This is a genomic window from Enterobacter sp. C3_dUdeg (genome assembly GCF_057536195.1).
In genome coordinates this window covers 74,807-94,245 of record NZ_BAAKFX010000008.1, presented here as the reverse complement: position 1 = coordinate 94,245, position 19,439 = coordinate 74,807, and the positions used below count along the sequence as shown (strand labels likewise).

Annotated in this window: 16 protein-coding genes; 8 read left to right on the top strand and 8 right to left on the bottom strand. The window is 55.1% G+C overall.

All coding sequences use genetic code 11. The features are described 5' to 3' along the window. Window positions 1-274: 274 nt before the first annotated feature. The 4 genes from AC27FC_RS17090 to AC27FC_RS17075 form a co-directional block, all read right to left on the bottom strand. Window positions 275-637 (bottom strand): YibL family ribosome-associated protein, encoded by a 363-nt coding sequence (locus AC27FC_RS17090; protein ID WP_010436679.1) that lies wholly within the window; start codon window positions 635-637, stop codon window positions 275-277. Between the two features lie 58 nt (window positions 638-695). Continuing rightward, entirely contained in the window at window positions 696-1,286 is a 591-nt protein-coding gene (mtlR, locus tag AC27FC_RS17085) for a mannitol operon repressor MtlR (RefSeq protein ID WP_196355151.1), read from the bottom strand. Continuing rightward, entirely contained in the window at window positions 1,283-2,431 is a 1,149-nt protein-coding gene (gene mtlD / locus AC27FC_RS17080; RefSeq protein ID WP_032665121.1) for a mannitol-1-phosphate 5-dehydrogenase, read from the bottom strand. Before mtlD ends, mtlR begins: the two co-directional genes overlap by 4 nt. A 98-nt stretch (window positions 2,432-2,529) precedes the next feature. Further along, on the bottom strand, window positions 2,530-4,437 hold the full coding sequence (locus AC27FC_RS17075) for a PTS mannitol transporter subunit IICBA (protein WP_487160246.1): 1,908 nt from the start codon (window positions 4,435-4,437) through the stop codon (window positions 2,530-2,532). A 659-nt stretch (window positions 4,438-5,096) separates the two neighbouring features. Here AC27FC_RS17075 and AC27FC_RS17070 point away from each other — a divergent pair. The 6 genes from AC27FC_RS17070 (at window position 5,097) to aldB (ending at window position 12,248) form a co-directional block, all read left to right on the top strand. Beyond that, window positions 5,097-5,453, top strand: coding sequence for a DUF3302 domain-containing protein (locus tag AC27FC_RS17070; protein ID WP_023334046.1), 357 nt, complete (start codon window positions 5,097-5,099; stop codon window positions 5,451-5,453). 2 nt (window positions 5,454-5,455) lie between these two features. After that, complete coding sequence (locus AC27FC_RS17065) at window positions 5,456-6,592, top strand: HlyD family secretion protein (protein WP_094935091.1); 1,137 nt, start codon at window positions 5,456-5,458, stop codon at window positions 6,590-6,592. Window positions 6,593-6,682: 90 nt separating this feature from the next. After that, a complete protein-coding gene (locus tag AC27FC_RS17060) occupies window positions 6,683-7,291 on the top strand; it encodes a glutathione S-transferase (RefSeq protein WP_047059729.1) in 609 nt (202 codons plus the stop codon). Between the two features lie 103 nt (window positions 7,292-7,394). After that, window positions 7,395-8,780: an L-seryl-tRNA(Sec) selenium transferase gene (selA, locus tag AC27FC_RS17055; RefSeq protein WP_196355152.1), complete on the top strand. Its 1,386-nt coding sequence runs from the start codon at window positions 7,395-7,397 to the stop codon at window positions 8,778-8,780. After that, complete coding sequence (selB, locus tag AC27FC_RS17050; RefSeq protein ID WP_196355153.1) at window positions 8,777-10,624, top strand: selenocysteine-specific translation elongation factor; 1,848 nt, start codon at window positions 8,777-8,779, stop codon at window positions 10,622-10,624. Before selA ends, selB begins: the two co-directional genes overlap by 4 nt. A gap of 85 nt (window positions 10,625-10,709) precedes the next feature. Continuing rightward, window positions 10,710-12,248, top strand: coding sequence for an aldehyde dehydrogenase AldB (gene aldB, locus AC27FC_RS17045; RefSeq protein ID WP_029740992.1), 1,539 nt, complete (start codon window positions 10,710-10,712; stop codon window positions 12,246-12,248). Here the strand turns inward: aldB and AC27FC_RS17040 are convergent. After that, the gene (locus AC27FC_RS17040) at window positions 12,245-13,210 is read right to left on the bottom strand and encodes a LysR family transcriptional regulator (protein ID WP_072210862.1); all 966 of its coding nucleotides are present in this window, start codon (window positions 13,208-13,210) and stop codon (window positions 12,245-12,247) included. The genes aldB and AC27FC_RS17040 overlap by 4 nt on opposite strands. A 117-nt stretch (window positions 13,211-13,327) precedes the next feature. On the opposite strand from AC27FC_RS17040, the gene AC27FC_RS17035 reads away from it, so the two are divergent. Both AC27FC_RS17035 and AC27FC_RS17030 read left to right on the top strand, forming a co-directional pair. Beyond that, window positions 13,328-14,068 carry a MipA/OmpV family protein gene (locus tag AC27FC_RS17035; RefSeq protein ID WP_033147018.1) on the top strand — a complete coding sequence of 247 codons (741 nt, stop codon included), beginning with the start codon at window positions 13,328-13,330 and terminating at the stop codon, window positions 14,066-14,068. Between the two features lie 383 nt (window positions 14,069-14,451). Then, window positions 14,452-14,907 carry a 4Fe-4S dicluster domain-containing protein gene (locus AC27FC_RS17030; RefSeq protein ID WP_167819034.1) on the top strand — a complete coding sequence of 152 codons (456 nt, stop codon included), beginning with the start codon at window positions 14,452-14,454 and terminating at the stop codon, window positions 14,905-14,907. Here the strand turns inward: AC27FC_RS17030 and AC27FC_RS17025 are convergent. From AC27FC_RS17025 to avtA, 3 genes are all read right to left on the bottom strand, one after another. Continuing rightward, the gene (locus AC27FC_RS17025) at window positions 14,891-16,609 is read right to left on the bottom strand and encodes a ShlB/FhaC/HecB family hemolysin secretion/activation protein (RefSeq protein WP_196355154.1); all 1,719 of its coding nucleotides are present in this window, start codon (window positions 16,607-16,609) and stop codon (window positions 14,891-14,893) included. The two genes, AC27FC_RS17030 and AC27FC_RS17025, sit on opposite strands and share 17 nt — an antisense overlap. A gap of 119 nt (window positions 16,610-16,728) precedes the next feature. Continuing rightward, window positions 16,729-17,526: a collagen-like triple helix repeat-containing protein gene (locus AC27FC_RS17020; RefSeq protein WP_223862643.1), complete on the bottom strand. Its 798-nt coding sequence runs from the start codon at window positions 17,524-17,526 to the stop codon at window positions 16,729-16,731. A gap of 614 nt (window positions 17,527-18,140) precedes the next feature. After that, complete coding sequence (gene avtA / locus AC27FC_RS17015) at window positions 18,141-19,397, bottom strand: valine--pyruvate transaminase (RefSeq protein WP_033147014.1); 1,257 nt, start codon at window positions 19,395-19,397, stop codon at window positions 18,141-18,143. Between the last annotated feature and the right edge of the window lie 42 nt (window positions 19,398-19,439).

Below are 19,439 nucleotides of genomic sequence, written 5' to 3'. Positions count from 1 at the left end.
TCTCCTGGGGACCAGACAGCCTGCGCTGCGGGTGAGTCTCCGCTCAACTCTGCGTCACAGGTTGTGTAAAAGTGGTCCTGCCAATGTTGTGTTGTAGGGTTAATGACAATGAATGGTTAACCAAATGTTATGGTCAGGCAATGAGTTTGTGAGCGAAAATAATGGAATTGTGAACCGGGGAAGAAAGAAAAGGGGGATTGGTTGGGCCAATTTGAAGCAGGGTGGGGCCTGATGCCCTCACCCCGGCCCTCTCCCACAGGAAGAGGGGGAAGTATCAGAACGCGGTCTTACAAAAACCCGTCATCTCTTTCAGGCCCATTTCGCGACCAAGCTCGGTCATCGGGTGTACCACCACCAGACCACGGACGCTTTTCTTCAGCTTTCCCATGTCGGCCTGTTCTTTTTTGGTGATCGCGCGGCGGTGCGGCATGTTCATCAGCTTCTGCGCTTCTTTGCTCAGCTTCTGGCCTTTCACTTCGCGCAGGCGCTCGATTTCTGTTTCCAGCGTGGCGGCTTCTTTTTCCAGCTCGGCGTACTTCTCGGCGGAATCGACCAGTGACAGGCCAGCCATCTGGTGGCGGATCAGATCCAGGCGGTCGCTCAGGCGTTTAATTTCGTTCTTTTCGACTTCTTTCATGACAAATAACTCTGAAAACGGGGAATTTACAGGGAAGGATACACCAATGTGAGCAGGCTTACTTATGAAACGCTTTTTTTAAGCTGATTCGGGAAATCAGCTCAGTCAGGGAGAGAACCATCGTGGAACGGACAACCTGTTGATAACGAAGCTTTTGCATCGCATAGAGCTCAGGGTCGCTGTTATCAAAATGGGGAGCAGGGGGCAGCGCGGTGACGCAGTGCAGCTCGCCGAAGGGTCCCAGGATCTCATCATCGGTAAAGGTGTACTCGTTACCGTCATGATTGAGCTCTTCGCGCAGCGCCATTAACAGCTCCGCATCTTCATACTCTTGTCGGTTGAGCACGCCAAGACCATAAATCAGCTTCAGACGCACGGATAAATCGCCCAGCGGTCCGTCTCCGTCCAGTAACGGTTCTACAGCATACTTTACCGCGTAGTCGTCTTTGCGAAACACCTGAAGCACCAGGATATTCACCGCCTCGGTCAGTAATTCGACGGCGGCAATCAGGAAGCTTCGTACGGTTTTGCCAGCATTCAGACGCTCAAGCACACGATTTTCAAAGGCCTGGGTTTGTTCCATTATTGCCTGCATATCTGACAATCTATTATCTGGGCGCAGGTTAACCTGCGCCGCACTGTGCATCATTTGGTTGCGTTGTATGCGTTAACCGCCTCCACAACCACGTCGCTGTTGGCGTCCAGACCGGAAATCTGCGCCAGCGCAGCCTGCGCGCCTTTGTCATCAATCAGCTGAGCCAGTTCCTGCGCCTGTGGGTCCTGCTCGCTGCGGTAGTGCATCGCGGCGGCAATCCCTTTCACCAGGTTGGCGTGCGGCAGGCCGTATTCCAGCGTGCCCAGCAGCGGCTTAATCAGACGGTCGCCCGCGCTCAGTTTGCGCAGAGGCTGACGGCCCACGCGCTCAACGTCATCTTTCAGATACGGATTTTCAAAGCGACCGAGGATTTTCTGGATGTATGCTGCGTGTTTATCAGCATCAAAACCGTAGCGTTTGATCAGCACCGCGCCGCTCTCTTCCATTGCCCCTTTTACCACCGCGCGGATCTTCTCATCGAGGATCGCGTCACGAATGGTCTGATGACCGGCCAATTTTCCGAGGTACGCGGTTATAGCATGCCCGGTGTTCAGCGTGAAGAGTTTGCGTTCGACAAATGCCATCAGGTTATCGGTTAATTCCATTCCCGGAATGGTCGGCAGGGCGCCTTTAAACTGGGTTTTATCAACGATCCACTCGCTGAAGGTTTCCACGGTCACTTCCAGCGGGTCGTTGGTGGCGGATTCAGACGGCGGAACGATGCGATCCACGGCGGAATCCACAAACCCGACGTGCGCTTCAACCCAGGCTTTGTCTTCGTCTGCTACAGCGTTGAGCACGTGGCCTTTCAGCTGCGTGGTGCCGCGCACCATGTTTTCGCAGGCGATGATGTTCAGCGGAGCGTCGATGCCCTGCGCTTTACGTTTTGCCAGGCCTTTCGCAACCGCAGGGGCGATGCGCTCAAGGACGACCGGACCCACGGCCGTGGTGACCAGATCGACGCTGGCGATCAGGTCGATAACGTCTTCCCCGATGCTGCTGACCGCGTTGACGCCGGATACCGTCTCAACCTGCTCGTTTTCACCGACTACATGGACCTGATAGCTATGACGCGCATTCAGGGCATCCAGGACCACCTGATTCACATCGGCGAATGTCAGCGTAATGCCCGCGTCTGCCAGCAGTTTACCGATAAAACCACGACCGATATTACCTGCGCCAAAATGTAATGCTTTCATAGTGTTAACCTTCATCAATGTTTTTACCCGAGAGGGCTGGGGTGAGGAACTTTTCCCCTCACCCTAGCCCTCTCCCCAGAGGGGAGAGGGAAGAGGACTTATTTGTTAAGAAGTGCCAGGACTTCTTCCACGCTGGTGGTGCTGGCCAGACGCGCAATGACAGACTCATCGTCCAGCGCGTTGGTCAGGCTGGTAATCACCTGAATGTGCTCGTTGTTGCGAGCGGCGATACCAATCACCAGACGGGCGATGTCGTCTTCTTCTTCACCGAAGCGCACGCCCTGCGGATACTGACAGAATACGACGCCGGTTTTCAGGACGCGATCTTTCGCTTCAACCGTACCGTGCGGCACCGCGATGGATTCGCCCAGGTAGGTTGGCGTCAGTTTTTCGCGTTCCAGCATTGCGTCGACATATTCAGGCTGAACGTAGCCGCCTTTCACCAGCTGCTCGCCGGCAAAGCGAATCGCTTCTTCTTTGGTTGCCGCTGTGCGACCGAGGAAGATGTTTTCCGCACCCAGTTTGAACAGGTGGGCGTTGCTTTCGTCAAAGCTGTCCTGCAGGCTTGAGCGCACTTTCACTTCGTTGTCTTCGTGACGCTGCGCCGCAACCAGACGTTCGGTCAGGCTGGTGTACAGGCCGCTGTCGAGGAAGTTGGTCAGCGAGATGTGCTGTGCCTGCGGCACCTGGCGCATGGCGCGTTCGGTCAGGTCGCGGTGCGTGATGACCAGGTCAACGTCCGGCGGCAGGCTGTTAATGGCGCTGTTGGTGACGGAGATGTTGGTCAGACCCGCATCCAGCACTTTCTTACGCAGCACGCCTGCACCCATTGCGCTGGAACCCATACCGGCATCACAGGCAACGATGATTTTACGCACGTGGCTCAGGTCGTTAGACACATCGCCAGCCGCCAGCGGGGTTGCGCCTTTGGATTCGGCTTTCATGTCGTGCATACGACGGGTCGCCGCTTCAATATCGTCGTCTTCTTTCACTTTGCTGGTTTTCAGCAGGATAGAAGAGACCACGAAGGAGACGGCCATGGCCGCACAGATGGCCGCGATGTTAGCGAAATACGCTCCTTTTGGCGTCATCGCCAGCACCGCCAGGATAGACCCCGGAGAAGCTGGAGACACCAGACCGCCGCCCAGCACGCTCAGGGTGAACACGCCGGTCATACCGCCAAGGATAACGGCCAGGATCAGGCGTGGGTTCATCAGCACGTACGGGAAGTAAATTTCGTGGATACCGCCCAGGAAGTGAATGATTGCCGCACCGCCAGCAGACTGCTTAGCGCTGCCGCGACCAAAGAACATGTACGCCAGCAGTACGCCCATACCCGGACCCGGGTTGGCTTCAATCAGGAAGAAGATAGACTTGCCGAGATCGTGAGACTGCTGAATACCCAGCGGCGAGAAGATACCGTGGTTGATGGCGTTGTTCAGGAACAGGATTTTCGCCGGTTCAACGAAGATAGACGCCAGCGGCAGCATGTCGTGCGCCACCATAAAGTTAACGCCTGCCGCCAGAATTTTGGACAGCACTTCAACCGCAGGGCCAATGCCGAGGAACGCCAGAATCGCGAGGATCATCCCGATGATGCCCGCAGAGAAGTTGTTCACCAGCATTTCGAAGCCGGATTTGATCTTACCATCAACCCAGACGTCGAATTTCTTAATCGCCCAGCCGCCCAGAGGACCGGCAATCATTGCACCGAGGAACATCGGCATATCCGCACCGACGATAACACCCATGGTCGTGATGGCACCCACTACGCCACCACGGTCACCGCCCACCAGACGACCACCGGTGAAACCGATGAGCAGCGGCAGGAGATAGGTAATCATTGGGCCAACAAGTTTCGCCAGCGTTTCGTTAGGCAACCACCCTGTCGGAATGAACAATGCAGTGATGATACCCCACGCGATAAACGCGCCGATATTTGGCATCACCATGTTGCTGAGGAAACGACCAAAGCTTTGAACTTTGATCTTGAAATCGGATGACATAAAACACCCCTTCTTCTGTTTACGCTTAGGCTTGCGGCCCGAGGTTTATTGTTAATGAGGCGGCAGAGGTAGCCGGGCCCTGTTCTGATGCTGTGAAATCTGGCACTGAATCGTTCAACTGTCCAGACAGTGAAAATTTGTGTGACGCATATCACGTAAAGGTAGGGGGTGTGGATGTCAATGAGGTGATCTTAGTCACAAAAAAGGTGGGCAAAAAAAATACGACGGCGAGAAATGCGGCAAAAACCACCCTTTTATGTGATGGTTGTCACGATTTGGTTTTGTGGGTTTGTTTCTGGATTGTGACTGATTTCACAAAATATTTTTATGCAGATTTCTCCGGCTGTGATCGGCGGCAAACTCTGCTTAGCGATTCGGCGTCAGGATGGCATAGCGCGACACGTTAAGCTAAAAAACCACTTTTGAAGTGTGGTATGGCGAAAAGTTAAAACGTGGATTACGCTCATATTGTAAGGTTAAGTATATTATTATTCAGGATATATTTTGACACGCTTATAAACTTGCATGGAGATATTATAAAAAACGATACTCCCCGGCTCTGAAATAACCAGTATACCTTCTGTATTTCAAAATAAATTAATTAGGTTGCGTACTGTTTTATTAATTAAATGAGTTGACGTTGTTTAAGTGAGGAGAATATGTTTCTCAACTATTTTGCGCTGGGCGTATTGATTTTTGTATTTCTGGTTCTTTTTTATGGAATCATCGCCATCCATGACATTCCTTATAATATGGCCAAAAAGCGAAACCATCCGCATGCCGATGCGATTCACACGGCAGGCTGGATTAGCCTGTTTACGCTCCATGCCATCTGGCCGTTCCTGTGGATATGGGCCACGCTGTACCGTGAAGATCGCGGCTGGGGGATGCAAAACCACATCACCAAGCCTGATGAGGTTCCGGGCATGGATGCGCTGGCCAAACGCGTGGCCGAATTAGAACAAAAGCTGGCCGCGGTACAGCCCGCCGCTGATAAAAACACGCTGGAGCGCTAATCATGGATCTGTTAATTATTTTGACCTATGTGGCATTTGCCTGGGTGATTTTTAAAATATTCCGTATTCCGGTAAATCAGTGGACGCTTGCCACCGCGACATTAGGCGGGGTGTTTATTGTTGCCGGGCTTATTCTGTTAATGAACTATAACCATCCGTACACCTTTACGGCGCAAAAGGCGGTTATTTCTATTCCAATTACGCCGCAGGTTACCGGGGTGGTCAGTGAAGTGACCGATAAAAATAACCAGCTAATTAAAAAAGGCGAAGTGTTATTTAAACTGGATCCTGGCCGCTACCAGGCGCGCGTCGACAGACTCCAGGCCGACCTGGTGACCGCAACGCACAATATCGACAATCTGAAAGCGCAGCTTTCGGAAGCGGTCGCCAATACCACCCGCGTGTCGGCTGAACGCGATCGTCTGTTTAAAGATTATCAGCGCTACCTGAAAGGCAGCCAGGCAAAAGTGAATCCGTTTTCTGAAAGCGATATCGACAACGCGCGGCAAAATTATCTCGCACAGGATGCGATGGTGAAAGGCTCCGTTGCCGAACAGACGCAGATTCAAAGCCAGCTGGACAGCATGGTGAACGGCGAGCAGTCGCAGATTGCCTCCTTACGCGCGCAGCTTGCTGAAGCCAAATACAACCTGGATCAGACCGTGGTCCGTGCGCCAAGCGATGGCTACATCACCCAGGTGCTGATCCGTCCGGGGACGTACGCCGCCGCGCTGCCGCTGCGTCCGGTGATGGTCTTTATTCCTGAACAGAAGCGTCAGATCGTGGCCCAGTTCCGTCAGAACTCGCTGCTGCGTCTGAAGCCGGGCGATGAAGCGGAAGTGGTGTTTAACGCGCTGCCGGGCCAGGTGTTTACCGGTAAACTCACCAGTATTCTGCCGGTGGTGCCGGGAGGCTCCTATCAGGCGCAGGGTGCGCTGCAGTCGCTGACGGTGGTGCCGGGAACGGACGGCGTGTTGGGTACGATTGAGCTGGATCCGAATACGGAAGTCGATGCGCTGCCAGACGGTATCTATGCCCAGGTGGCGGTCTACTCGGACCATTTCGCCCACGTCTCGGTGATGCGTAAAGTATTGCTGCGTATGACCAGCTGGATGCACTACCTCTACCTCGATCACTAATCCTTCCAGGGCAGGAATGCGACACGCGTACCTGCCCTTTTTTCATCGCTTGATCCATACTGACTTTTTTCCGGCATCAAGGATCAGGCAATGAAACTCATCGGTAGCTACACCAGTCCCTTCGTGCGAAAAATCTCGATTCTCCTGCTGGAGAAAGGGATTGAATTTGAATTCATCAATGAACAGCCCTATAACGCTGAAAACGGCGTCGCGCAGTACAACCCGCTGGGGAAAGTCCCGGCGCTGGTGACGGACGAGGGCGAATACTGGTTTGATTCCCCGATTATTGCGGAGTATATCGAGCTGCTGGGCGTTGCCCCGGCAATGCTGCCGGCTGACCCAAAAGCGGCGCTGGCGCTGAAGCAAATTGAAGCCCTGGCCGATGGCATTATGGATGCGGCGTTAACCTCCGTGCGTGAACAGGCAAGGCCCGCCGCCCAGCAGTCGGAAACGGAACTGTTACGCCAGCGGGAAAAAATCAGCCGCAGCCTGGACAGGTGCGAACAGCTTATCCGGGAGGGCAAAATTCAAACCGACAGCCTGAACCTGGCAACTATCGCTATCGCCTGCGCCATCGGCTATCTCAACTTCCGCCGGGTTTCCCCTGGCTGGTGCGTCGACCGTCCGCTGCTGGTGAAACTGGCAGACACGCTTTTTAGCCGCGAGAGCTTTGCCCGTACCGAACCGCCAAAGGCTTGACGCGGGTTATAACACTTCGGCGTCGGAGGCGGTACAATCCCTCCACATGTTAACTCCCTCTCCCGTCGGGAGGGGGGAAGATATTTACTCGCCAGGCGCCTTCATGACTACTCATCATTCGCTGTACAGCCAGATCCCCGCTACCGACCGTCTCCTTCGCGAGCCCCGCATTCATGCTGCCGTTGAGCGTTTTGGCCATACCGCGACGGTGGAGATGTTACGCCTGCTTCAGGACGAAGCCCGATGCGCTATTCAGTCAGAAAACGCCTTGCCCGACTGGTGCGCGGCGTGGGAGCAGGAAGTTGAGCACCGGCTGGATGAGAAAGCGCAAAGCGCGTTACGCCCGGTGATTAACCTGACCGGTACCGTGCTGCATACCAACCTGGGACGCGCGCAGCAGGCGGAAGAAGCGGTGGCTGCGGTTGTACAGGCCATGCGGGCGCCCGTGACGCTGGAGTACGATCTGGACGGCGCCGGTCGCGGGCATCGTGACCGGGCGCTGGCGGACCTGCTGTGCCAGCTGACCGGCGCGGAAGATGCCTGCATTGTGAATAACAACGCCGCAGCGGTGCTGCTGATGCTGGCGGCCACCGCCAGCGGCAAAGAGGTGGTGGTTTCCCGCGGCGAGCTGGTGGAGATTGGCGGGGCGTTTCGTATTCCGGACGTGATGCGCCAGGCGGGCTGCACGCTGCATGAAGTGGGCACTACTAACCGTACCCATGCGAAAGATTATCGCGCGGCGGTGAATGAAAATACCGCCCTGCTGATGAAGGTCCACACCAGCAATTATCATATTGAAGGCTTCACCAAAACGGTTGAAGAGGCAGAGCTGGCGGCGATTGGCCGCGAACTGAATATTCCGGTGATTGCCGATCTCGGCAGCGGCTCGCTGGTGGATCTGAGCCTTTACGGGCTGCCGAGAGAGCCGATGCCGCAAGAGATGATTGCCGCAGGCGTTAGCCTGGTCAGCTTTTCCGGCGACAAGCTGCTGGGCGGGCCGCAGGCCGGGATTATCGTCGGCAAGCGCGAGCTGATTGCGAAGCTGCAGCAGCATCCGCTCAAGCGCGCCCTGCGAGCCGATAAAATGACGCTTGCCGCGCTGGAGGCGACGCTGCGGCTCTATCTCCATCCGGAGAAACTGGCCGACCGCCTGCCCACGCTGCGTCTGTTAACCCGTGATGCCGCCTTGATTCGCGCCCAGGCCGAATTACTGCTGCCGCGCATTGCCCCGCACTACCCCGATTTTGACGTTCGCATTGAACCCTGCCAGTCGCAGATTGGCAGCGGTTCGCTGCCGGTGGACAGGCTGCCGAGTGAAGCGCTCACGTTCACCCCGCGTGACGGGCGCGGCAGCCACCTTGAAGCCCTGTCGTCGCGCTGGCGTGGCCTGCCTGCGCCGGTTATCGGGCGGATTTACGATGGCCGAATGTGGCTGGATCTGCGCTGCCTTGAAGATGAAGAGCGATTTCTGGAGATGTTGTTGAAATGATTATTGCCACCGCCGGTCATGTCGACCACGGAAAAACCACGTTGCTGCAGGCGATTACCGGCATAAACGCCGACCGCCTGCCGGAAGAGAAAAAGCGCGGCATGACCATCGATCTGGGTTATGCCTACTGGCCCCAGCCTGATGGTCGCGTGCTGGGTTTTATTGATGTTCCGGGGCATGAAAAGTTTCTGTCCAACATGCTGGCGGGCGTGGGGGGTATCGATCATGCCCTGCTGGTGGTGGCCTGCGATGATGGCGTCATGGCGCAAACCCGTGAGCACCTGGCGATCCTGCAGCTGACCGGCAACCCGCAGCTGACCGTGGTGCTGACCAAAGCCGATCGCGTGGATGACGCACGCGTCAGCGAGGTGCGCGAAACGGTACAGGCGACCTTGCAGGAGTATGGTTTTGCCGATGCACCGCTTTTTGTCACCGTGGCGACAGAAGGGCGCGGTATCGATGAACTTCGCCACCACTTACAGCAGCTTTCGTCGCGTGACCACGCCAGCCATCACCGCTTCCGTCTGGCAATTGACCGGGCGTTTACCGTCAAAGGCGCGGGGCTGGTGGTGACCGGTACGGCGCTGAGCGGTGAAGTGAACGTAGGTGATACGCTCTGGCTGACGGGCGTTAACAAACCGATGCGCGTGCGCGGCTTACATGCGCAAAACCAGCCCGCGGAGCGTGCTCATGCCGGGCAGCGGATCGCGCTGAACATTGCCGGGGATGCGGAAAAAGAGCAGCTTAACCGCGGGGACTGGCTGCTGGCCGATGCCCCGCCTGAGCCGTCTGAACGCGTCATTGTCTCCCTGCAGACAAACGTGCCCCTGACCCAATGGCAGCCGCTGCATATTCACCACGCGGCCAGCCATATCACCGGGCGCGTGTCGCTGCTGGAAAACGATCTTGCCGAAGTGGTATTCGATTCACCGCTCTGGCTTGCAGACAACGATCGTCTGGTTCTGCGTGATATTTCCGCGCGGGAAACGCTGGCCGGGGCACGGGTGGTCGCGCTGAATCCGCCGCGACGCGGCAAGCGTAAGCCTGAATATCTGCAGTGGCTGGCAGCGCTGGCGCAGGCCAGCGATGATAACGCCGCGCTGCGGGTACATCTTGAGCGCGGTGCGGTGAGCCTGCGTGATTTTGCATGGGCACGCCAGCTGAGCGAGGAAGGGTTACGCCTGCTGGCCCAACAGCCGGGCTTTATTCAGGCTGGAAACAGTCTGCTAAACGCCCCGGTTGCTGCGAACTGGCAGCGTAAGATACTGAACACGCTCGCAACATACCATGAACAGCATCAGGATGAGCCTGGCCCGGGCCGTGAGCGTCTGCGGCGCATGGCGCTGCCGATGGAAGACGATGCGCTGGTGCTGCTGCTGATTGAAAACATGCGCGAAAGCGGGGCGATCAAAAGCCACCACGGCTGGCTCCATCTGCCGGATCACAAGGCCGGGTTCACCGCAGAGCAAGAAGCGGTATGGCAAAAAGTGGCCTCGCTGTTTGGCGATGAGCCGTGGTGGGTTCGCGATCTGGCCCGCGAAACGAATACCGACGAGCAGGTGATGCGTCAGGTATTGCGCCATGCGGCGCAGCAGGGGCTGATAGTCGCGATCGTGAAAGATCGTTATTACCGTAACGATCGTATTGTGGCCTTTGCGAACCTGATCCGCGAGCTGGATCTGGAGCGGGGCTCTACCTGCGCAGCCGATTTCCGCGACCGGCTGAACGTGGGCCGCAAGCTGGCGATTCAGATCCTGGAGTATTTCAACCGCATCGGCTTCACCCGCCGTCGCGGTAACGATCATTTATTGCGCGATTCGTTATTATTTCCTGAAACTCCGTGACCCCCGTCGTAAAGCCGTTACCGGTTGGCGAGAAAATCGCCAGCCGGAACTACCCTTGATGTACACCAACAGCAAGGAGACGGTCATGACAAACAATCCTCCCTCATCGCGTATCCAGCCCGGCGAGTATGGTTTTCCCCTCAAGCTGAAGCCTCGTTATGACAACTTTATTGGCGGCGACTGGGTAGCTCCCGTCGACGGCGAATACTATTCCAACCTGACCCCCGTAACCGGCCAGCCGCTGTGCGAAATAGCCAGCTCCGGCAGGCGCGATATCGATCTGGCGCTGGATGCGGCGCACAAAGCGAAAGATAAATGGGGCCACACCTCCGTTCAGGACCGCGCGGCTATTTTGTTCAAAATCGCCGACCGGATGGAGCAGAATCTGGAGCTGCTGGCGACGGCGGAAACCTGGGATAACGGCAAGCCGATCCGGGAAACGATGGCTGCAGACGTGCCGCTGGCCATCGACCACTTCCGCTATTTTGCCTCCTGCATTCGCGCTCAGGAGGGCGGAATAAGCGAGGTAGACAGCGACACCGTGGCGTATCACTTCCACGAACCGCTGGGCGTCGTCGGGCAAATCATTCCGTGGAACTTCCCGCTGCTGATGGCGAGCTGGAAAATGGCGCCCGCGCTGGCGGCCGGCAACTGCATTGTGCTTAAACCGGCGCGTCTGACCCCGCTCTCGGTGCTGCTGCTGATGGAAATCGTTGGCGATCTTCTGCCGCCGGGCGTGATTAACGTGGTCAACGGCGCGGGCGGTGAGATAGGGGAATATCTGGCTACCTCGAAACGGATCGCTAAAGTGGCGTTTACCGGGTCGACGGAAGTGGGCCAGCAGATTATGCAGTACGCCACGCAGAACATCATTCCGGTGACCCTGGAGCTGGGCGGGAAATCCCCGAACATCTTCTTCGCGGACGTGATGGAGGAAGAGGATGCCTTCTTCGATAAAGCCCTGGAAGGGTTTGCGCTGTTTGCGTTTAACCAGGGCGAAGTCTGCACCTGCCCAAGCCGCGCGCTGGTGCAGGAGTCCATCTATGAGCGCTTTATGGAGCGGGCCATTCGCCGCGTCGAGTCTATCCGCAGCGGTAATCCGCTCGATAACGTCACGCAGATGGGGGCGCAGGTCTCGCACGGACAGCTGGAAACCATCCTCAACTACATCGATATCGGCAAGAAAGAGGGGGCGGATATTCTGACCGGCGGTCGCCGTAAGGTGCTCGGCGGGGATCTGCAGGAAGGGTATTACCTTGAGCCAACGATCCTGTTCGGTCAGAACAACATGCGCGTCTTCCAGGAGGAAATTTTCGGACCGGTGCTGGCCGTGACCACCTTCAAAACGATGGAGGAGGCGCTGGAGATTGCCAACGACACGCCGTATGGCCTGGGAGCCGGCGTCTGGAGCCGCAACGGTAATCTGGCCTATAAAATGGGCAGAGGCATTCAGGCCGGGCGCGTCTGGACCAACTGCTACCACGCCTATCCTGCGCACGCGGCATTTGGCGGTTATAAGCAATCGGGCATCGGGCGTGAAACCCACAAGATGATGCTGGAACATTATCAGCAGACGAAATGTTTGCTGGTCAGCTACTCCGATAAACCGCTGGGGCTGTTCTAATCGCCCAGCTCAGGCCGTCCATGGGCGGCCTGAGCAATTTGCTGGCGCAGGCAGTTCAGAACGCCATCCAGAACGTATTGCACGCGCCAGGGCTGGTATTCGCGTTTGCGGAAAATGGCCGTCAGATCGAGCCACCACTCTTCCTGATGCGGGAAGCAGGGGACCAGCATCCCTTTCGTTAATTCTTTTTTCAGACTCTCTTTTGGCGCAAAAACAATCCCAAGATTATTTCTTGCCAGCTCCAGGGCCGTCTGCGTATTGTCGCAAATATAATTACCGGTCACCCGGTAGTCATGCACGCTATCACTGCCGTGCACGCGGAAACGCCAGATGTTTGCATCATCGATCAGCATGGAATCAATGAGAATACAGGAATGATTAATTAAACCTTCAGGTCCCGTTAAGGGGTGTTTATTTAAATATTCCAGGGTAGCGAATGCCGTAACAGAATATTTTGTTAACACGCTGGCAACCAGACTTTCGTCTTTCGGCGGCGCATAGGTAATTAAAATGTCGCAGTCATCCGGAAAAGAAACGCCTTCTGAAAATTCATTCCGATCCAGGTTATAGGTTTTCAGGGAGATGCGGATGTCACCGATATCTTCTATCTGATGGATCACGTGGCGCGCGAGATAGGTTACGATACCTGTAGGGGCATAGATCGTGACCTTTCCGCGCTTTTCATGCTTATAATCAGCAATAAAATTAACGAGTTGACGGTTCTTATCCAGCGTGGCATCAATGTACGGGAGTAACGCTTCCCCAAACTGGGTCAGGGCCAGCTGGCGCGTGGTGCGCTCAAAAACCTTGAGCCCAACCCGCGTTTCAAAATCAGACAGATATTTACTGACGTTGGCCTGCGCCATGCCCAGCAGGGCGGCGGCATCACCAATGCTGTGGGTGGCTGCGATGACGGATATAATTTTTAACTCGCGCGGCTTTAGCTGTAATTTATTCATCATGCACACCCATCTATATGATTTTGTATATAATATTATATAAACCGCAGCGTTGCATTGGCAAATTTGTAACCATTATTATGCGCCTCGCTTGTTTGGCATTTTAATGGATTACATGTAATGACTATTAAATACAATTTACTCATCGCTGCCACGTTATTTGCAACATCCTCAGCAATGGCCGGTGACTTTTCACTAGGAGCGGGGGCTGTATTTAATGAGTCTCCTTACAAAGGCTATAACGAAAATACTACCGCAGTACCGTTAATTAGCTACGAAGGCGATAGCTTTTATGTTCGCCAGACCACGGGCGGATGGATCCTGTGGAAAGACGCAAAAAATGAACTCAGCCTGACCGCATCGTGGATGCCGCTGCATTTCGATCCTGATGACAACGACGACCATCAGATGAAAAAGCTTGATGAGCGTAAAGCCTCTGCCTTCCTCGGCGGCGCGTACTACCGCCACGAAAGCTGGGGTTCGCTGAAAGTGGCGGTCTCGGGCGATGCCACGGATGAAAGCGGCGGTATGATCGGCGAGGTTTCATACTTCCGTCCAATCAGGATGGAACGCCTGACCCTGACGCCCTCTGTCGGTATTTTCTATAGCGACGAAAGCTATAACGACTACTACTATGGCGTATCCGGCAGCGAGTCTCGCCGCTCAGGTCTGGATGAATACACCGCCGGTGACAGCTGGACGCCATACGTTGGCCTGGCGGCCAAATATCAGTTAACCCAGAAGCTGTACCTTAACGCCAGCGCGGTCTACACCGTATTGCCTGACGACGTGAAGAACAGCCCGATGATCGACCGCGACGACAGCTTCGCGCTGATGACCGGTCTGACCTGGCGTTTCTGATGCGCTAAAGCCGGGTGGCGGCTTCGCCTTACCCGGCCTACATGGACTGCCATCGCAGTTTTACGTAGGCCCGTGCAAGCGAAGCGCCGCCGGGCATATTTGAGAGTACCGATCTCCCGTTTTCCCTTCCCGTCATGGCTTCCTCATTAATATTCCTGATACGCTAATGCGATCTGCGCCATCAATAAAGGTGTGCATCATGTGTATCATGCTTAAAGAAAATCAAACCGGGCACTCTCGCCCGTATTTGGCGACAGGCGTGAATTAAGCACGGATATCAGGAGTCGTTATGTTTTATCCGGCTTACATTCGTTCTGACTTCGACGGTAGCGCCAGCGGCTATCTCAAAAGAACCGGCTTTTAACGTGCGCGAGGCGTAACACATGAACCGATTTATCATGGCGGATGCGGAAAAATGCATTGGGTGCCGCACCTGCGAAGTGGCCTGCGCGGTGTCGCATCAGGACGCCGTCTCCGCTAATGCCTTTTCGCCCCGCCTTCGGGTGGTTAAGGGAAGTTCATACACTACGGCAGTGGGTTGCCATCAGTGCGAGGACGCGCCGTGTGCTAACGTCTGTCCAACCCATGCCATCAGCCGTACGGCGGGAGCCTGGCTCGTTGAGCAGACGCGCTGCATTGGGTGCAAAAGCTGTGTGGTGGCATGTCCGTTTGGGGCGATGCAGGTGCGCCTGGAGGGAAATAAGGCGCAGGCGCTGAAATGTGATTTATGCCTGCATCGCGAAGGCGGACCGGCCTGCGTGGAGGCCTGTCCAACCCACGCGTTGCGCTGCGTTGATCCTGTCAGGATTCGGGCTGAAAAGCTTACTGCATTTTATTGAAATTCCACGTGAACGTCAGACTGTAGCGCCAGTCCCTGTTGCGACTGTCTGTCGGAACATCCCCGACGGGTCGTGCCGCCTCCACCGTGACGCTATAGTGGCGCGTATCGCCTATCATCACCCCGGCAGCCACTGACCCGAGCCGTTGATGAGGCAAACCGGACGTGTTAAACCAGGTTTGCGCGGTATCGGCCAGGATATAGGGTTGGATGGTGGCAAGCCAGGTGCTCTCTTTTCGCATCTTGATATAGCGCAGTTCTACCTGCCCGCCATAGCCGTAATCACCGCTTGCTTCACTGTCCTGATATCCACGGCCAAAGCGCTGGGCACCGAAGCTAACGCGTTCGGGCTCTGGCAATGTGTTATTTGACCAGTCTCCCTCCCAGGATGTTGATAGCCGCCATTTGTCGGCAAACAGCCAGGCAGCGTCCAGATAGCTTTTTGTGAGCGTAAAATTAATATCGGGTTTAGGGACTGAGACGATATCGGCACCCATCGCATCAATACCCTGTCGTACGTTGAGTCTGCCGCTGATGCTGGCGGTTGTGAATTGATGTGCACCATTGATACCCACTTCCAGCGCCGGATAACGCGCGTGTTGGTTGACGGAGTCCAGACTGTAGGTTTTGCCCTGCAGTCTGGCCTGCAGGGCATAGTCATCCTGGCGGTCGGTATAATCAAAACCGCTGGTCAGATTAATTTGTGATTTTTGCGTCAGCAGCAATGGATAGCCAAACGTCACGCCGCCGTTGTATTGCGTGGTTTTTTGCTTCGAATCGACCTGAATATTATTGGGCAAAGTGAGCAGGGGGGAGAAATCCCGCGGATTTTCACGGTAATAGCTGCCTTTGATCTGCATCGTCAGCCCTTCATCGTTTAAAAACTGCTGCCAGTTCAGACCCACATAGTTTTTTCGCGTGTTGCTATCTAACGGTATAAGCGTAGCCACGCCAAGCTGATCGCCATAGCTTGTCAGGTTGCTGAGCGTTCCGTTCAGCATCATTAAATCTTGCCCTTTACGGGTGTCGATCGTGGAGGCGATATTCCAGCTCCGCTCCTCATTACCGGTTATCTGCATCGCCGCCGCGCCATAGATATTGGTTGGCAGCTGCGCGTTGGCCGTGACCGGAACGTTCGGGGTGCGGGTCATCAGCTGGCTATAGCGATCGAACGTATCCTGAGACAGCGGTTTTTCCGCCATGATTTTTTCTGACAAGCGTTTAAGGCGCGCGGCGATATTGGGGTTGTTACTGGTTATGTCGCTGTGCGCCACGTACCCTTCGACCAGGACAATTTCAATATTTCCCTGCTGGAAATTATTATCGGGCAGCCAGGCATAGGAGAGCGGAAAACCGTCGGCCTTGTAGCGCGCTGTAATATCATTTACCAGCCCCGTAAGCGTTTTTAGCGGCACGGTTTTTCCGGCGTAAGGCCTGAAGGGTTTAAGTAATTCCTGCAAGGGATAACGCGTGCCGCCAATAAACTGAATGTGATGAATGGTAATGGGCGTTTCAGGCGTCAGCGTTGACTGCGGTTTTTCTATTTTGACTTTCGGCTGTGCGACGGTCTCAGTCTGTTCTGGGGCAACGTTACGAGAAACTTGCGCCGGATTATCAGGGTTAATAATAGAGGGCAGTGTATCGGCGCGGGCCATGCTCAACACAACCAGCCCCGTCAGCGAAAAAAGGAAATGGTTTTTCATCGCGCTATCCCTGTTCATCAATCCCGGTTAGGGGGAGTGTCGCTGTACGAAGCGCCCCTGAAGCAGGGGCGCAGAAAGGCAATAACCGTTTTACTGTTTTGGCGTCAGTAGACCGGTGGTTAACGTGTTGTTGTGCTGGCGGTAACGCCCGACGTCAGGGTATTGAGGGTTGTATTGACCGTCGCACCCAGGCTGTTGTTCGTGGCCGCCACATTTGCATTAGCTGTGAGAGAGCCTGATCCTCCTCCGGTCGTCGAGGTGGCGGGTTTCACTAGCGTACCGGTATCCGTCACCGTCTGGCCGACGTTTTGAACGACCTGACCTACGCCGCTAAGCCCGCTATTACTGCTGCTAACGTTGGTGCCTACGCCGCTCACGGTGTTTCCTACTTGCGTCAGCAGGCCGTTGACCGGAGTACCCAGACCTGTTGTGGTGCCCACGCTTTGCGTCACGCCTTGTACTCCGCCCAGCGTCTTGTTCACCACAGTCGTCGTATCGGTTGTTACCTGAGCTACCGCAGGGCTACTGACCGTGTTGGTTAAACCTGTGCCGGTGTTACTGACTAACTGCCCGGTACTGTTTACCACGCTGCCCGTCAGGCCTGTTACGCCGCTAACCGGTGTTCCCGATGTCGAACTTGCCAGGCCCGTGCCTACCGTAGAGACGGTATTGCCCAAGGAGGTGACCGACGTGGTCACGCCCTGAACCGTCGTACCAACACCGTTCGCGTTGCCCGGATCGCCAATGCCGGAGGTGACGCCCGTCCCCACGGTAGAAACGGCGCTGCCAACACCGCTGACGGTGGTTGAAACGGTTGATGTAACAGGATTATTTGTCGGGATCTGGCTTCCCAGGCTGTCCACCGTAGAGCCGACGCTGGTCACCGTTTTACCGGCATCACCCAGCACAGTATTCACGCCTGCAGTGGTTGTGCCGCCACTGCCCGTTCCGGTCCCTCCGCTGCCGTTACCTCCGGTTCCCGTTCCTGAGCCCGAGCCTGTCCCTGAACCTGAGCCAGATCCGTTACTGCCTGAACCACCATTATTAGCCGTTGTGCCACTTCCATCACCCGAGCCGGTATTACTTCCGGTTGCAGGGTTATTTTTGGCTGTTGAGTGAGATCCGCCACCGCTTCCACTGCAGGCAGAAAGAGAGAACGCGAGCAGTACCGCAGCAGCAATTACGCTGATGCGACTAGCATTATTAGGTAGCATAAAAATACTCCACGCAATAGAACGCCGAGCGGCGTATTAGTGAGTATATGCACTATTTTAAAAATGCACACGGACGCGCTTCGAGGATATTTTCTTACCAGCGTTTTTTATTTTAAGTCTTATATAACAATGAGTTAATTAAGCTTTTATTTAACATCTACTTAATTATTTTGAATTACTATAGTGCCATTAAAACAACAGGAATTATCCTAAATAATCCCTTTAAATAATAGGGGAATAAAGCTGAAGGATATATCCTTTATAAAATATATAGATCACGGTAAAAATAAGGCTCTTCATCCGAAGAGCCTTAATATTTAACAATTGCCTTCGCGCCAGGCTTTTTCAATTTCTTCGGCGAGAATTTTTACACCCGCTTCGATTTTTTCCGGATCGGGTACGTAGTTCATGCGCATGCACTGGTGCGTATGCGGCCACGGCTTATCCAGTCCCGGGAAGAAATAATCGCCCGGTACCATCAGAACGCCGCGCTTTTTCAGGCGCTGGTAGAGCAGTTCGGTGGTGACAGGCAAATCCTTAAACCACAACCACAGGAAAATTGCTCCTTCAGGTTTGTGGATCAGGCAGCGTTCTTCCGGCAAATAGCGGCGAAGTATCGCAATCGTCTCCTGAACGCGCTGGTAATAGAATGGCTTGATCACGTCATTCGACAGACGCAGCAGGTCGTTGCGCTTAATCATTTCACACATCATCGCCGGGCCAATGCCGCCCGGTGAAAGGCTGATAATGCCGTTCATATTGGTAATGGCGGTGATGATTTTCTCGTTGGCGATGATGATGCCGCAGCGGCTGCCCGGCAGACCCAGCTTAGAGAGGCTCATGCACAGGACAATGTTCGGGTTCCACAGCGGACGTGCTTCGCTGAAGATAATGCCCGGGAACGGCACGCCGTAGGCGTTATCGATCACCAGCGGAATACCGTGCTGATTCGCCAGCGCATCCAGTTTCATCAGTTCGTCGTCGGTGATCACGTTGCCCGTTGGGTTAGTCGGGCGCGATACGCAGATCATTCCCGTCTCTTCACCAATATGCAGGTGTTCAAAATCGACGTGATATTTGAACTGGCCTTCCGGCAGCAGCTCGATGTTCGGGCGCGCGGAGACGAACAGATCCTCTTCCAGGCCGGAATCGGCGTAGCCGATATACTCCGGTGCCAGCGGGAACAGCACTTTTTTGGTGGTGCCGTCGGCGCGACGCCCTGCGAACAGGTTAAACAAGTAGAAAAACGCGCTCTGACTGCCGTTTGTCAGTGCAATATTCTGTGGTTCGATATCCCAACCCAGCTCGTCACGCAGCATTTCGGCGAGGAGTGCCAGCAGTTCGGTTTTACCCTGCGGGCCGTCGTAATTGCAAAGCGCATCGGTTGCTTTGCCGCTTTCCAGCATCTGAGCGAGCAGCGTCTGGAAATAGGTATTCATCTCCGGGATTTGAGCCGGGTTTCCGCCGCCGAGCATGATTGCGCCCGGTGTGCGCAGCCCGTCGTTGAGATCCTCCATCAGGCGAGTAATGCCTGAATGGCGGGTAAATTTGTCGCCGAAAAGTGAAAACGTCATAGCAGGTGATCTGTCGAGCTTATTTTGAAAGTGGGTAACCAT